Origin of the sequence: Nonomuraea aurantiaca (assembly GCF_020215705.1) — a bacterium.
Classification (GTDB): domain Bacteria; phylum Actinomycetota; class Actinomycetes; order Streptosporangiales; family Streptosporangiaceae; genus Nonomuraea; species Nonomuraea aurantiaca.
In genome coordinates, this window is record NZ_JAIWNB010000008.1 from 269,365 (window position 1) to 281,518 (window position 12,154).

15 protein-coding genes are annotated in these 12,154 nt (G+C 69.3%); 12 read left to right on the plus strand and 3 right to left on the minus strand.

The features are described from left to right. Positions 1-16 precede the first annotated feature (16 nt). Positions 17-355 (minus strand): DUF6285 domain-containing protein, encoded by a 339-nt coding sequence (locus LDL49_RS21405; RefSeq protein WP_225292874.1) that lies wholly within the window; start codon positions 353-355, stop codon positions 17-19. Positions 356-601: 246 nt separating this feature from the next. Here LDL49_RS21405 and LDL49_RS21410 point away from each other — a divergent pair, with 246 nt between their 5' ends. The 5 genes from LDL49_RS21410 to LDL49_RS21430 all read left to right on the plus strand — a co-directional run bounded on the left by LDL49_RS21410 (position 602) and on the right by LDL49_RS21430 (position 5,009). Further along, positions 602-1,156 carry a hypothetical protein gene (locus tag LDL49_RS21410; RefSeq protein WP_225292875.1) on the plus strand — a complete coding sequence of 185 codons (555 nt, stop codon included), beginning with the start codon at positions 602-604 and terminating at the stop codon, positions 1,154-1,156. 83 nt (positions 1,157-1,239) lie between these two features. Beyond that, positions 1,240-2,430 (plus strand): acyl-CoA dehydrogenase family protein, encoded by a 1,191-nt coding sequence (locus tag LDL49_RS21415; protein WP_225292876.1) that lies wholly within the window; start codon positions 1,240-1,242, stop codon positions 2,428-2,430. Then, the gene (locus LDL49_RS21420) at positions 2,427-3,365 is read left to right on the plus strand and encodes a phosphotransferase family protein (RefSeq protein ID WP_225292877.1); all 939 of its coding nucleotides are present in this window, start codon (positions 2,427-2,429) and stop codon (positions 3,363-3,365) included. Before LDL49_RS21415 ends, LDL49_RS21420 begins: the two co-directional genes overlap by 4 nt. Before the next feature lie 70 nt (positions 3,366-3,435). Further along, the gene (locus LDL49_RS21425) at positions 3,436-4,155 is read left to right on the plus strand and encodes an ABC transporter ATP-binding protein (RefSeq protein ID WP_225292878.1); all 720 of its coding nucleotides are present in this window, start codon (positions 3,436-3,438) and stop codon (positions 4,153-4,155) included. After that, the gene (locus tag LDL49_RS21430) at positions 4,152-5,009 is read left to right on the plus strand and encodes an ABC transporter permease (protein WP_225292879.1); all 858 of its coding nucleotides are present in this window, start codon (positions 4,152-4,154) and stop codon (positions 5,007-5,009) included. Before LDL49_RS21425 ends, LDL49_RS21430 begins: the two co-directional genes overlap by 4 nt. Here the strand turns inward: LDL49_RS21430 and LDL49_RS21435 are convergent. Continuing rightward, a complete protein-coding gene (locus LDL49_RS21435) occupies positions 4,963-5,637 on the minus strand; it encodes a TetR family transcriptional regulator (RefSeq protein WP_225292880.1) in 675 nt (224 codons plus the stop codon). The genes LDL49_RS21430 and LDL49_RS21435 overlap by 47 nt on opposite strands. Beyond that, positions 5,634-6,104: a hypothetical protein gene (locus tag LDL49_RS21440; protein ID WP_225292881.1), complete on the minus strand. Its 471-nt coding sequence runs from the start codon at positions 6,102-6,104 to the stop codon at positions 5,634-5,636. The genes LDL49_RS21435 and LDL49_RS21440 overlap by 4 nt, the downstream gene beginning before the upstream one ends. A gap of 64 nt (positions 6,105-6,168) precedes the next feature. Here LDL49_RS21440 and LDL49_RS21445 point away from each other — a divergent pair, with 64 nt between their 5' ends. The 7 genes from LDL49_RS21445 to LDL49_RS21475 all read left to right on the plus strand — a co-directional run bounded on the left by LDL49_RS21445 (position 6,169) and on the right by LDL49_RS21475 (position 12,099). Next, on the plus strand, positions 6,169-6,858 hold the full coding sequence (locus LDL49_RS21445) for a class I SAM-dependent methyltransferase (protein ID WP_225292882.1): 690 nt from the start codon (positions 6,169-6,171) through the stop codon (positions 6,856-6,858). Between the two features lie 68 nt (positions 6,859-6,926). Beyond that, positions 6,927-7,598: a hypothetical protein gene (locus LDL49_RS21450; RefSeq protein ID WP_225292883.1), complete on the plus strand. Its 672-nt coding sequence runs from the start codon at positions 6,927-6,929 to the stop codon at positions 7,596-7,598. A gap of 290 nt (positions 7,599-7,888) precedes the next feature. Continuing rightward, entirely contained in the window at positions 7,889-8,167 is a 279-nt protein-coding gene (locus LDL49_RS59235; RefSeq protein ID WP_225292884.1) for an FmdB family zinc ribbon protein, read from the plus strand. Between the two features lie 165 nt (positions 8,168-8,332). Continuing rightward, a complete protein-coding gene (locus tag LDL49_RS21460; protein WP_225292885.1) occupies positions 8,333-8,992 on the plus strand; it encodes an AmiS/UreI family transporter in 660 nt (219 codons plus the stop codon). A gap of 82 nt (positions 8,993-9,074) precedes the next feature. Next, entirely contained in the window at positions 9,075-10,322 is a 1,248-nt protein-coding gene (gene fmdA, locus LDL49_RS21465; RefSeq protein ID WP_225292886.1) for a formamidase, read from the plus strand. Between the two features lie 427 nt (positions 10,323-10,749). Then, positions 10,750-11,178: a hypothetical protein gene (locus LDL49_RS21470; RefSeq protein WP_225292887.1), complete on the plus strand. Its 429-nt coding sequence runs from the start codon at positions 10,750-10,752 to the stop codon at positions 11,176-11,178. A gap of 105 nt (positions 11,179-11,283) precedes the next feature. After that, on the plus strand, positions 11,284-12,099 hold the full coding sequence (locus tag LDL49_RS21475) for a hypothetical protein (RefSeq protein ID WP_225292888.1): 816 nt from the start codon (positions 11,284-11,286) through the stop codon (positions 12,097-12,099). Positions 12,100-12,154 lie beyond the last annotated feature (55 nt).

A 12,154-nucleotide genomic window follows, 5' to 3' on the forward strand; every position in this document is an offset into this window, starting at 1 on the left:
AGCCGGTCAGGATCGGCTAGTCGCCGAGATATCCGGGGTTGGCCACTTCCAGCTTGGCCCGTACGGCGTCCCTGAGCGCCTCGACCAGAGCCGAGTCGTCGAAGCGGCCTTCACGCACCGCCGCCGCCAGCTCCGCGTCGTCGGCCACCCCCAGCCCGGCCAGCCGCCGCTCATGCTCCCCGGCCTGGGCCGGGCCCAGCTCGATCTCCCGCTCGACCATGCCGAGCACATTGATCGCCACCCGGGTGTGGAAGCGCACCCGCCCCTCGACCGCGGGCAGCACGTCGTCGGCCAGGAAGTCGCGGACGGCCGCCACCAGGTGGGCCGCCGAGGGGACGTCGTGCGGGGCCGCCATAAGGAACTCCTCATCCGTTGATCCTCGAGCTGTGCCGTAGCATCCCACTCACCGGCAGGTGGATCCCGTGGAAGGGGCACGGCTCCCGACGGCTACGTGATCCCCCCAGGTCCGCCGCCGACGCGGTCGCGTAGCGGGCGCACGGCGCGGTGCCGCCGCCGCGCGAACAATGTCGTCCCTGCCGGCGTCCAACCCTTCATGATCCATGTAGCTCTTTCCCTGGCGCTGGCCTTGTCCCCGGTGACCATGACCGAGATTCCGAAGAACTTCCTGCTCATGGAGCGCGACGCGCGCAAGCCGCTGAGCCCTGACGAGGCCGCTGAAGTCAGTTACGAGATCAGCGACAGACTCACCAGGCCGCTGGAGCTGAACCCGTGTTGGCACCGGCGTGCCGTTGATGGTGGCCGGCTGGCGGCCCGCACGATCACGCGCGGGACCTCCGCCCCCAGCGGCTCCTCCGAACAGCTCATCGTCTACAAGAGCTCGCGTGCCGCCCATGCCGCGCTCACCCGGCTGCGCGCCGAGGTCAAGCGATGCGCGCGCAAGGGCGACCCGTCGTCGCCCGAGCTGTCGATCCGGTGGCGGACGAGCAAGGCCAAGGCGGCCGATGAGGCCCTGGGCATGGGGTACCAGACGCGGCAGGGCGGCCAGGTGAACCAGACGGTCACCGGCATCGTCGCACGCAAGGGCAGCGCGCTGATGATCTACACGACCGACGAGGGAGCTTACGACCCCGGCGGCCTGACCAAGGAGGCCAGGAAGATGGCGGCCAAGGTGTGCAGGTTGCCCGGCGTGTGCTGACCCTGCCGCATCGAGCCGGCTGGCGGCCTGGAAACGCGACCGAATCCGTTGACCGGGCAACGATTATCGGTTGTGATCCTGTCATGAGCTTCGCCGTCCCGGACAGCGTCCGTCCCATCCGCGATGCCGTGCACGCGTTCATGACCGAGCGGGTCGAGCCCGCCGAGAACGTGCTCCATCAGGGCGGGCCCGCCGCCGGGGCGGCGCTCGACGAGCTGCGGGCGGAGGCCAAGAAGGAGGGCCTGTGGGCCCTCGGTCACCCGCGTGAGCTGGGCGGGGGCGGGCTGCCCTTCCTCGACTACGTCTATGTCAACGAGGTGCAGGGGCGCAGCGAGTTCGGGCAGATCGCGCTGGGGACGTACACGCTGCAGGACTCGCTGATGCTGCACGAGCACGCCTCGGCCGAGCAGCGGGAGCGCTACCTCGACCCGCTGGTGCGCGGCGACATCTCGCCGAGCTTCGCGATGACCGAGCCGTCCGTGTCGAGCAGCGACCCGACGCAGCTCAGGACGGCCGCCGTCCTCGACGGGGACGAATGGGTGATCAACGGGCACAAGTGGTTCACGACCGGCGCGTCCCGGGCCGCGTACACCACCGTGATGTGCCGGACGGAGGACGACGCGGCGCCGCACCGGTCCTTCTCCATGATCCTCGTGCCGACCGACACGCCGGGCTACGACATCATCCGCGAGACGCCGGTCCTGGGGCTGGACGGCGCGCACTGCGAGGTCCGCTACGACAACGTCCGGGTGCCCGCCTCGAACCTGCTGGGCGGGCGCGGCGACGGGTTCGTGATCGCGCAGCGGCGCCTGGGGCCGGGACGGATCTTCCATTGCATGCGCTGGCTCGGCCAGGCGCAGCGGGCCTTCGACCTGATGTGCCGCCGGCTGCGCGAGCGGAGCGCGTTCGGCGAGCCGCTGGCCGCCAAGCAGCTCATGCGGCAGCACGTGTTCGACTCCTACACCGAGATCCAGGCCGCGCGGCTGCTCACGCTCGACGCCGCGCGGGCCATCGACGCCGGCTCCGAGGCCCGGGTCGAGATCGGCGCGATCAAGGTGGTGGGCTCGCGCATGCTGCACAACGTGATCGACCGGGCCATCCAGGTGTACGGCGCGGCGGGGCTGACGCCGGACACGCCGCTGGACCGGATGTACCGGCACGCCAGGGCCGGGCGGATCTACGACGGCCCCGACGAGGTGCACATCGACTCCGTGGGACGGCGGATACTCGGCGCCTACGCGGCGGGCGGGAACTGGGAGTTCGGGCTGCGATGACGGAGACGGTCCACTCGATCGTCCGCGAGGTCTTCGGGCCCGGCGCGTCGGTGCCCTTCAGCGCGCGGCTCCCCGGCGGGGCCTCACGCGAGACGTGGGCGCTCGACGTGCTCGACGGGGACGAACGGCACGAGCTGATCCTGCGCCTCGACTCCCCCGGCGCCGCCCTGGAGGCCGGTGGCAGCCTGGCGAGCGAGGCCACGCTGATGCGGGCCGCCGCCGAGGCCGGGGTGCCGGTGCCGCGGATCGTGGCGGCCGGTGAGACGTACATCCTCATGACGCGCGTGGCGGGCGAGACGATCCCGCGCAGGATCCTGCGCGACGAGGCGTACGCGCGGGCCCGGCCGCGGCTGGCCGCCCAGTGCGGCGAGGCGCTCGCGGCGATCCACCGGATGCCGCTGGCGGCGCTGCCCCCCGTTCCCGTGGCCGAGGACCCGCTGCGGCAGTGGCGGGACGTGCTCGATCAGTGCGGGGAGCCGCATCCGGTGTTCGAGCTGGCCTTCCGGCGGCTGGCGGCGACCCGGCCGCCGGGCGCGCGGCGGACCGTGGTGCACGGCGACTTCCGTAACGGCAACCTGATCGTCGGGCCCGAGGGGATCCGGGCGGTGCTCGACTGGGAGCTGGCCCACGCGGGCGACCCGGTGGAGGACCTCGGCTGGCTGTGCGTGAAGGCGTGGCGGTTCGGCTCGCCGCTGCCGGTCGGCGGTTTCGGCGGCTACGACGACCTGGTGAGCGCGTACGAGAAGGCGGGCGGGCAGCCCGTCGACCGTGACGCGCTGCGCTGGTGGGAGACGTTCGGCGTGCTCAAGTGGGGCATCCTCTGCGTCATGCAGACGATGCGCCACCTGCGGGGCGGCGCTCGCTCGGTCGAGCTGGCCGCGATCGGGCGCAGGGTGTGCGAGAACGAGTGGGACCTGCTGCGGCTGCTCGCCTGAGGACCTGTTCCGCGGCCGCTCGATGGAAAACCCGTTGCCGGTGATCGTGTACGGACCGCACTCTTGTCGGGTGACCATCCTGGAGGCGACCCATCTGGTCAAGCGGTTCGGGTCCGTGACGGCGGTCCGCGACCTGAGCCTCACCGTCGCCGAGGGGGAGGTGATCGGGCTGCTCGGCCTCAACGGCGCGGGCAAGTCGACGACGCTTCACATGCTGCTCGGCCTGATCACCCCCGACGCGGGCAGCGTCAACCTGTTCGGCCAGGACCTGGCGCGGCACCGGATCGAGGTGCTGAGCCGGGTCAACTTCGCCGCCAGTTACGTGGACCTGCCCGGACCGCTGCTGGTGGAGGAGGTGCTCGACGCGTTCGCCCGGCTCTACGCGCTGCGGCGGCCGACCGCGCGGGTCGACGAGATGGTCGAGCTGTTCGAGCTGGGGCCGCTGCGCAGGCGCCGGATGATGGACCTGTCCTCCGGCCAGCGCACCCGGGTGCAGCTGGCCAAGGCCCTGCTCAACGCGCCCCGGCTGCTGGTGCTCGACGAGCCCACCGCCAACCTCGACCCCGACGTGGGCGACCGGATCCGCAGCCTGCTGTCGCGCCTGGCCGAGGAGAGCGGCAGCGCCATGCTGATCACCTCGCACAACATGCGCGAGGTCGAGCGGATGTGCGACCGGATCCACTTCATGTCCGACGGCCGGATCGTGGCCACGGGCAGCGCCGAGGAGCTGGCCAGCCACTACGGGGTCGACGACCTGGAAGAGGTGTTCCTGAAGGTGGCACGCGGATGACATCCCTCAGCCCGTCCCCGTCCCCGCCCCCCTCGTCCTCGCTCACCCTGCCCCCGCTCGGCCTCGCCGCCCGGCGCAGCCGGATCTCCGGCGTGATCCGGCGGGACTTCGCCGCGCTGCGGCGCAGCCCGGTCCGGATGTTCGAGATCCTGTTCTGGCCCACTGTGGAGCTGCTGCTGTGGGGGTTCGTCACGCTGTTCCTCCGGACGCAGCAGGTGCCCTTCGTGGTGGCGTTCCTGATCGGCGCGGTGCTGCTCTGGCAGGTGCTGCAGAAGGCCAGCAACGAGATCTCGATGGCCTTCCTGGAGGACATCTGGTCGCGCAACCTGCTCAACGTGCAGGTCAGCCCGCTGTCCAGCGTCGAATACCTGATCGGGCTGATGCTGTTCTCGCTGGGCAAGGTGGTCTTCGCGGTCGCCGTGATGTCGGGTCTCGCGCTGGTGCTCTACGGGTTCGGGGTGACGAGCCTGGGCGTGGGGCTGGTGCCGTTCATGGGCATCCTGCTCCTGCTCGGCTGGTCGCTCGGGCTGGTCGGGATCTCGGCGGTGCTCAGGTTCGGCGAGAACGCGCAGGTCATCGCCTGGTCGGTGGTCTTCTTCGTACAACCGCTGGCCGGGATCTTCTACCCCATGTCGGTGCTGCCCGCGCCCGTGCGGACCGTGGCGTGGTTCCTGCCCGCCTCGCACGTCTTCGAGGGGATGCGCACGGTCATGTCGGGCGGTGCGGTGCCGTGGGACCGGATGGCGTGGGCGATGGGGCTCAACACCGTCTATCTGGCCGCCGCGCTGGCGGTGTTCGGGTGGGCGCTCAACTACGCCCGGCGGCATGGGAGGCTCTCCCGCTTCGGTGACTGACGGCCGCGACGATCACGTCCACCAGGCCCTCGACGACCTCCGCCCGATCCACCTCCGGATGCTCCAGCCACCAGTCGCCCGTGGTCTGCACCATGCCGACGAACGCGTGACCGAGCACCTGGGCGCGTACGGACTCCGGCACCACCCGCTCGGCGGCCAGCACCCCGCCCAGCTCCTCGCCGAGGCTGCGCACGAGCGCGGTCATGTGGGAGCGCATCCGGGTGTCCTCGGCGCTGGCCCGGTGGAACAAGAACCGGTAGAGGTTGCGGTTGGCCGAGATCAGGTCCAGGTAGACGGTGATCGTCGTCCTGGCCCGGCCGCGCAGATCGGCCGCGGCCTCGGCGAACCCCGGCCGCAGGTCGTTCGGGGTCTCGGCGAACCCCGGGCGCAGGTCGGACGCGGGCCCGGCGAACCCCGGCCGCAGCTGGGCGATGACCGTGCGCACGTGGCGGTCGGCCAGTGCCTCGTAGAGGCCGCTCTTGTCGCCGAAGTGGCGGTAGAGGATCGGCTTGGTGATCCCGGCCTCGGCGGCGATCGCGGCCATGGACGCCTCGGGGCCCTCGCGCAGGATGACCCGGTCCGCCGCGTCCAGCAGCGCCTTGCGCCGATCCGGGTCCCGTCCGCTCATCCGCCCAGGATAGATCGCCGCCTGCGCGGCAGCAGCGCCGACAGCACCAGCAGGACGCCGATGACGGCGTACAGGCCCGTCACCCCGGCCAGGGCGCCCGGCGGTTCGCCGGCCACCGCGCCCACCAGCTGACCGGTGGGCTCCGGCTGACCGGTGGGCACTGCGAAGCTCGGCAGCCGGCCCGCCAGGTCGAGTGCGACGTCGAGGTCTAATGCGAACAGTGCCGCGGTGGCGGTCAGCGGCAGCCCGCAGACCAGCGCGGCCAGCGGCGACAGCCACGACCAGGCGGCGAGCAGCGCCACGATGGCCGCCACGGCCGTCAGGTAGCCGAGCCCGGCGGGCGCGGGCCGGAAGGCGGCGTACGCCGCTCGCAGGGCCCGGGCGCCCGCCTCGGTCAGGTAGTAGACGAGGGGCAGCGCGGCCGACCCGGCCACCGCGCCGATCAGATGACGCACCTGAGGGGACACAGCAAGCTTCGTCCCCGCGAGAACGGGATCCCATGTGCGCTCACCCGGAGTTAGATTCCAAGGCATGGCGATCACCCCCCGCTCCGGTACCGGCCCCGGCTCGATCACTCCTGACGGCTCCCCCGTCGAGTACTACACGCTGCTGAAGCCCCGCGGCGAGGCGGAGCTGGTCGCGGGGGTGGTGCCGGGTGGCGGCTCCGTCCTGGAGCTGGGCGCGGGCGTCGGCCGGGTGACGCACGCGCTGCTGGAGCACGGCTTCGAGGTGGTGGCCGTGGACGAGTCGGCCGAGATGCTGGCCCACGTACGGGGCGCGCGGACCGTACGGGCCCGGGTGCAGGATCTGCGGCTGGAGCGGCGGTTCGACGCGGTCATGCTGGGCTCGTACCTGGTGAACACGGCCGACGAGGACGACCGGCGGGCGCTGCTGTCGGCCTGCGCCCGGCATGTGGCGCCCGGCGGGGCGGTGCTGATCGAGTGGACGCCGCCCGAGACGCACGACGCCTGGCGACCCGGCCGGGTCAGGACGGACGGCGACATGACGATCACGCTGGCCGCCCTGGAGAGGACCGGGCGGGACCAGGTCAACGCGACGATGCGCTACACGCACCGGGACCGGGTGTGGACCCAGTCGTTCACGTCCCGGCGGCTGACGGACGACGACCTCCGCGCGGCACTGGCCGAGTGCGGGCTCCGCCTGGACCGCTTCCTCACGGAGGACCGCAGCTGGGCACTCGCCGTCCCCGGACTTCCGTAGCCGCGCGTTGACCTCGGACGCGCCCCTGGGCAGGCGCTGTTGTCGGTGGGATCGGCTTGGATGGGCCCGTGTCCGTCTTTGAAGTGATCCGTCAATTGCCCAGCATCTCGATCGTGCGCGATCGCTCCCGCGCCATGGCCATGCTGGATGCGATCATGAGCCCTGAGTGGGAGTCCCGGTACTACTCGTTCAACTGCCGGTGGTCACCGACCGAGGAGATGGCCTCGATGCGTGACGGGAGCGGGAACGACTACTCGATCGTCTTCTCGCCGGCGGGTGCGTATGCTCGCGGCTTCGACCACGAGTCCCCGATGAGCCCGTATCGCGTTGATCCTCCAGCGCCGTGGCCCGGTCTGTTCGAGTCCGTGCCGGAGGCGTTTCGTGCCCTGAGCACAGAGCCCGCGTTCAGCGATGCGGGCACGCCCTTGGCGACGGTGTGCTTCTGGCGCGAGCATGGCGACGTGGAGTGGCGGACCGGGGCTCTTCAAAGCCTGCCGGCCGGGGTGAAGGACGACGGCAGTGCCGAGTGGCTGTTCGATGTTCTGCTCGACGGCAGACCGGAGGCGTATCAGGAGTTCGCGGAGGAGTACTACGAGGTCGCGGTGGACCTTGAGGCGGTGCGGTCGATCTATGCGCTGCGGCCGTTGACGCAGGGCATCGTGTCCGCGTTGAATCCGGAGGTCGATCTCTCCGGCCTCGAGGAGGATCTGGTGGAGATCGGCTATCCCTCGGCGGCCTGAGGCGTCCCGGCCGCCAAACGTCCGGCAAATTCTCCCGGCCGATCAGGCAATTATGCGCGCGCCCATGTTAAAAGTCAGACCACGTTTACCGGCTCCGTGGGCGCGGTTCCGCTACTCTTACTCCCCTTTTCGCGCGGAGCTGGTTTTCCGGGAAATCGCCGCACTATTCGGCGACCTTGACATGGGGTTGGCGGCGGAGGTTACCTGAAGGAGATCGCCGCAGGCCGGCGATGGCTCTGCGGTGCCGAAGGCCGGAGAAGATCGAGTTGGGTCTCTGCGGAGGAATGCCTATGGCGACGTATGAGTATCGCTGCCCCGACTGCGGACGATTCGACATGCACCTACCGATCGGGACCGCCGCGGCGGCATACGAATGCCCCGCGTGCCACCGCCCGTCCCGTCGAGTCTTCTCCTCGCCGTACCTCAGCCGGGTGTCTTCAGTAGTCGCTGCCGGGCTCACCCGCGAAGAGCAGAGCCGGGAAGCACCCGAGGTGGTCACGAGCGTGCCTCCCAAGCGGCGCCGACAGCCACCGCCGCACCCGGCGCTGCCACGCCTGCCTCGGCCTTGACCAACAGAAACTTGACCAACGGAAACGCCAACAACCAGAAACGCGAACAACGCGGCGCGTGCGTGTGAACCGCTCACACACGCGGCTCCGCCGGTCCCGAGGCGGTGACAGGCCGCCCGGCGTGAGTGATGCCGCCACACGACAACACCAGGAGGTGCGTCGCTCATGGGAGCCGTCGGACTTCTCTACGTCGGCGCAGTGCTCTTCATCAACGGGATGATGCTGCTGAAGAAGATCGATCCACGCGCGGCAGGCATCTTCAACCTCTTCGTCGGGGCCCTGCAAGTGATCACGCCCACCGTGCTGATCATCGCCAATCTCGAGAGGCCGGCCCAGATCCTCGGCGCGTCGGGGATCTATCTGTTCGGTTTCACCTACCTGTACGTCGGGATCAACCTGCTGGGCGGTTTCGACTCCACGGGAGTCGGCTACTTCTCCCTGTTCGTGGCCATCATGGCGCTCGGATACTCGTACGCGAACTTCCGGCTCCTGGGCGATCCGGCGTTCGGGGTCATCTGGCTCTACTGGGGATTCCTGTGGTTCCTCTTCTTCGTGCTGCTGGGTTTGAAGCACGAGCAGATCACCAGGTACACGGGCTGGGTCACGGCGATCCAGGGGTGGGTCACGGCGGCGATCCCGGCATTCATGATCCTGACCGGCTACTGGCAGAACACCAACCTCATCGCCTTCGTCCTCGCCGTGTTCGGCGTGGTGGTCTTCATCGGGCTGTGGCCGCTGACACGCGGACGTGAACCCGCGGCGGCGGCACCGAGCGATGAGGCGATGGGCGCCGGTGACCGGACACATCGCCCTCGATGGACGTGAGGAGAAGACCCGCGACGCCTGCAAGGAGGTGGTCGATGCGTTTCATGCCTGACGGCATCCGTATTCAAGAAAGGCATTCATCATGCCGAACGTCGTATTCAGCATCGATCAATCGAAGTCAATGCGCGACCAGCAAGTCCCGGGACACAATCGATGGCACCCGGATGTTCCGGCGACCGAGATGGTCCGCCCCGGAGATGAATTCCGGATCGAATGCAGGGAATGGACCGACGCCCAGATAGGCAACAACGATTCCGCGAACGACGTACGGGACGTCGACCTGACCGTCGCGCACGTGCTGAGCGGGCCCATCGGGGTGGAAGGAGCCGAGCCGGGCGATCTCCTGGTCCTCGACATCCTCGACCTCGGCGCGGTTCCCCAGCAGATCGGGCAGGCGCCAGGCCAGGGATGGGGCTACACCGGCGTGTTCGCCAAGGCGAACGGCGGCGGATTCCTGACCGACTACTTCCCCGACGCGTACAAGGCGATCTGGGACTTCCACGGCCAGGTGGCCACATCCCGTCACCTGCCAGGTGTCCGGTTCACCGGCATCACCCACCCAGGGCTGTTCGGCACCGCGCCGTCAGCCGAGCTGCTCGCCTCCTGGAACCGCAGGGAGCAGGCGCTCATCGACACCGATCCGCAACGGGTCCCGCCGCTCGGCCTGCCACCGCTGGCCGACAACACCATCGCCGGTACGGCGAGTGGCGACGTGGCGCGGCGGATCGCCGAAGAGGGCGCCCGTACCGTGCCGGCAAGGGAGAACGGCGGCAATCACGACATCAAGAACTTCACCCGCGGAGCCAGGGTCTTCTACCCGGTCCATGTGAAGGATGCGAAACTCTCCGGAGGTGACCTGCACTTCAGCCAGGGCGACGGCGAGATCACCTTCTGCGGCGCGATCGAGATGGGCGGTTTCATCGACTTCCACGTCGACCTCATCAAGGGCGGCATGGAGAAGTACGGTGTCTCCACCAACCCGGTCTTCCTGCCCGGCAACGTCGAGCCGCGCTATTCCGAGTTCATGTCGTTCATCGGGATCTCGGTGGACCACGACACCGACACCAACTATTACCTCGACGCGACGGTGGCCTACCGCAGGGCATGCCTCAACGCCGTCGAGTATCTCAAGAAGTGGGGCTACACCGGCGAACAGGCCTACCTGATCCTCGGCTCGGCCCCGATCGAAGGGCGAATCAGCGGGATCGTCGACATTCCCAACGCCTGCTGCTCGCTCTACCTGCCCACCGCGATCTTCGACTTCGACGTACGTCCGAATGCCGAGGGACCGGTCAGGAAGGAGCGCGGACAGTGCGCCGTGACGAGCTGACCGCCACCGCATGACGCATGCGACGGCCCAGGGAGTGATCTTCCTGCTTGAGCGGCGCCTGAGAACCAGAACGGCCACCGCGCGTCGACCGATCGTGGAAGAGAGGAACACAGATCGCGCGGTGGCCACCGCGATGCACGATTAATATCTTCCCCTCTTCATCCCCAAGAGTTGTTTACCGCGCCAGAGTGCGATCCGATTGCCCAATGCCCCTTCCACGCCGGGCTGGAGGCCATTTCGACAGGCCCCCTGCCGGATTGTTCAACCACCGCAGTCGCTCCGCCAACGGTCAACCCCGCACGCCTAGCTCGAAAAAAGCGCAAACGCATGGTTATCCTCAGGTGTAGTCGCACAAACCCCTGACATGCCTCCCGACCTAGGGCAATTCCCAAACGGGTGTGCGTCTGCCACTCCGAAGGATTGATCAATGAACAACGACGCCGTGTGGGTCCGCAGCGTGACCGGCATCCAACTGCACCACACCACAGACCTCCAGGACGCCGGCCGATTCCTGGGCAATGCGGTGATGGCGCTGCGGGCCGCGCACGTACGAACCGGCGATGACAGGTACTCCGACCTCGCCGCCGAGCTCAAGGCCATGGTGGCGGAGACGCGAACCCTGGAGACCCAGGCCCGGGAACGCATGCACGGCCTCCACGCGGAAGACCCTGAGCAGTTCGTCCGCTGCCGCGAAGGCGAAGAGCCGTGGCCCGACGAGATCCAGGCGGGCTTCGTTCCGCGCCACACCTGCAATGATCGGTGCCTGTATCACGACCAGGACGTTCTCGAGGCCATCATGCAGTGCATCTGCGGGCGCCCCCCGTGCCGGGCCTGTGCCATCGCCGGTACACCGTGAGGTGAGCCGGATGTCCCGCCGGGCGGCGTCCTTTACAACGTAGATCAAGAGCTGATATATCCTGAAAATACTGGGAAATACTGGAACTCTTGCTACGCTCGCGCCATGAGTGACCGGCTGGACGATCTCGAGAGGCGGATCGACGAGCTCCGAGCCGGTGTGCGCAGGGCCATGCGGGTCAAGGACACGGCCACGGCCAGGACCCTCCGCGCCGAGCTGCGCGGCGCCGAGCGCACGTGGGACGCCCTGGTGAGCACGGCCCCGGCGGGCGATCCGAAAGACAGCGATCCGAAGGACAGCGAACCCCTGCCCCCGGCGAAGCGGCTGGTGACCGTGCGCGAGCAGGTGCATCAGGGTCTCCTCCTGCTGGGCGCCTGTGCCCAGCCCAGGCTGATCGTCGCCGTGGGCGCGGCGTTCTGCGGCGGCACGCTGCGCAGCAATCAGCTCACCAGCCTGCGACGGGACGAGGAACGCTCGTTCAAGTCCTCCCCGTACGGCCGCCCGTACTACCTGTGCGCGGCGCTGACGGACCGCCTCTCCCCCGCCCGCGGCCTGCTGGCGGCCAGTACGTGGCCGCAGGCGCGCCGGATGGTGGGCCCCCTCAGCCCCCGCGTCGACTTCCTGACCTGCGCCATAGCGGTGGCCGAGCAGGTGGGCGACGCCCTCATCGAACCCGGAGGGGCGCGGCTGCTGGCCAGGATGGCGCGTAACATCCCCGGCGCCATCGACGGCGATCTGGGGCCGCCCGACCCCGCCCGGGTGATCGAGGCGGCGCGGGCGGAGCTCGCGGTGCACGTCGAGCGCGACACGCAGGACCGCGCTGAGCTGGCCGAACGCGCGACGACGCAGCTCGGTGACACGGCGCGGCTGTTCGGCGCCGCTACGCTGAGCACTGTCGCGAAGAAAAGGATCACTGGGTGAGAGCGATGGGGCACCAGGCCTGCACCGGCCTCACGCGCAACAGCGAGCGCGTCGT

Bases quoted from the DNA above. Each gene is read 5' to 3' on its own strand.
- LDL49_RS21405 (WP_225292874.1), bottom strand. From the start codon at position 355: ATGGCGGCCCCGCACGACGTCCCCTCGGCGGCCCACCTGGTGGCGGCC.
- LDL49_RS21410 (WP_225292875.1), top strand. From the start codon at position 602: ATGACCGAGATTCCGAAGAACTTCCTGCTCATGGAGCGCGACGCGCGC.
- LDL49_RS21415 (WP_225292876.1), top strand. From the start codon at position 1,240: ATGAGCTTCGCCGTCCCGGACAGCGTCCGTCCCATCCGCGATGCCGTG.
- LDL49_RS21420 (WP_225292877.1), top strand. From the start codon at position 2,427: ATGACGGAGACGGTCCACTCGATCGTCCGCGAGGTCTTCGGGCCCGGC.
- LDL49_RS21430 (WP_225292879.1), top strand. From the start codon at position 4,152: ATGACATCCCTCAGCCCGTCCCCGTCCCCGCCCCCCTCGTCCTCGCTC.
- LDL49_RS21435 (WP_225292880.1), bottom strand. From the start codon at position 5,637: ATGAGCGGACGGGACCCGGATCGGCGCAAGGCGCTGCTGGACGCGGCG.
- LDL49_RS21445 (WP_225292882.1), top strand. From the start codon at position 6,169: ATGGCGATCACCCCCCGCTCCGGTACCGGCCCCGGCTCGATCACTCCT.
- LDL49_RS59235 (WP_225292884.1), top strand. From the start codon at position 7,889: ATGGCGACGTATGAGTATCGCTGCCCCGACTGCGGACGATTCGACATG.
- LDL49_RS21460 (WP_225292885.1), top strand. From the start codon at position 8,333: ATGGGAGCCGTCGGACTTCTCTACGTCGGCGCAGTGCTCTTCATCAAC.
- fmdA (WP_225292886.1), top strand. From the start codon at position 9,075: ATGCCGAACGTCGTATTCAGCATCGATCAATCGAAGTCAATGCGCGAC.
- LDL49_RS21470 (WP_225292887.1), top strand. From the start codon at position 10,750: ATGAACAACGACGCCGTGTGGGTCCGCAGCGTGACCGGCATCCAACTG.
- LDL49_RS21475 (WP_225292888.1), top strand. From the start codon at position 11,284: ATGAGTGACCGGCTGGACGATCTCGAGAGGCGGATCGACGAGCTCCGA.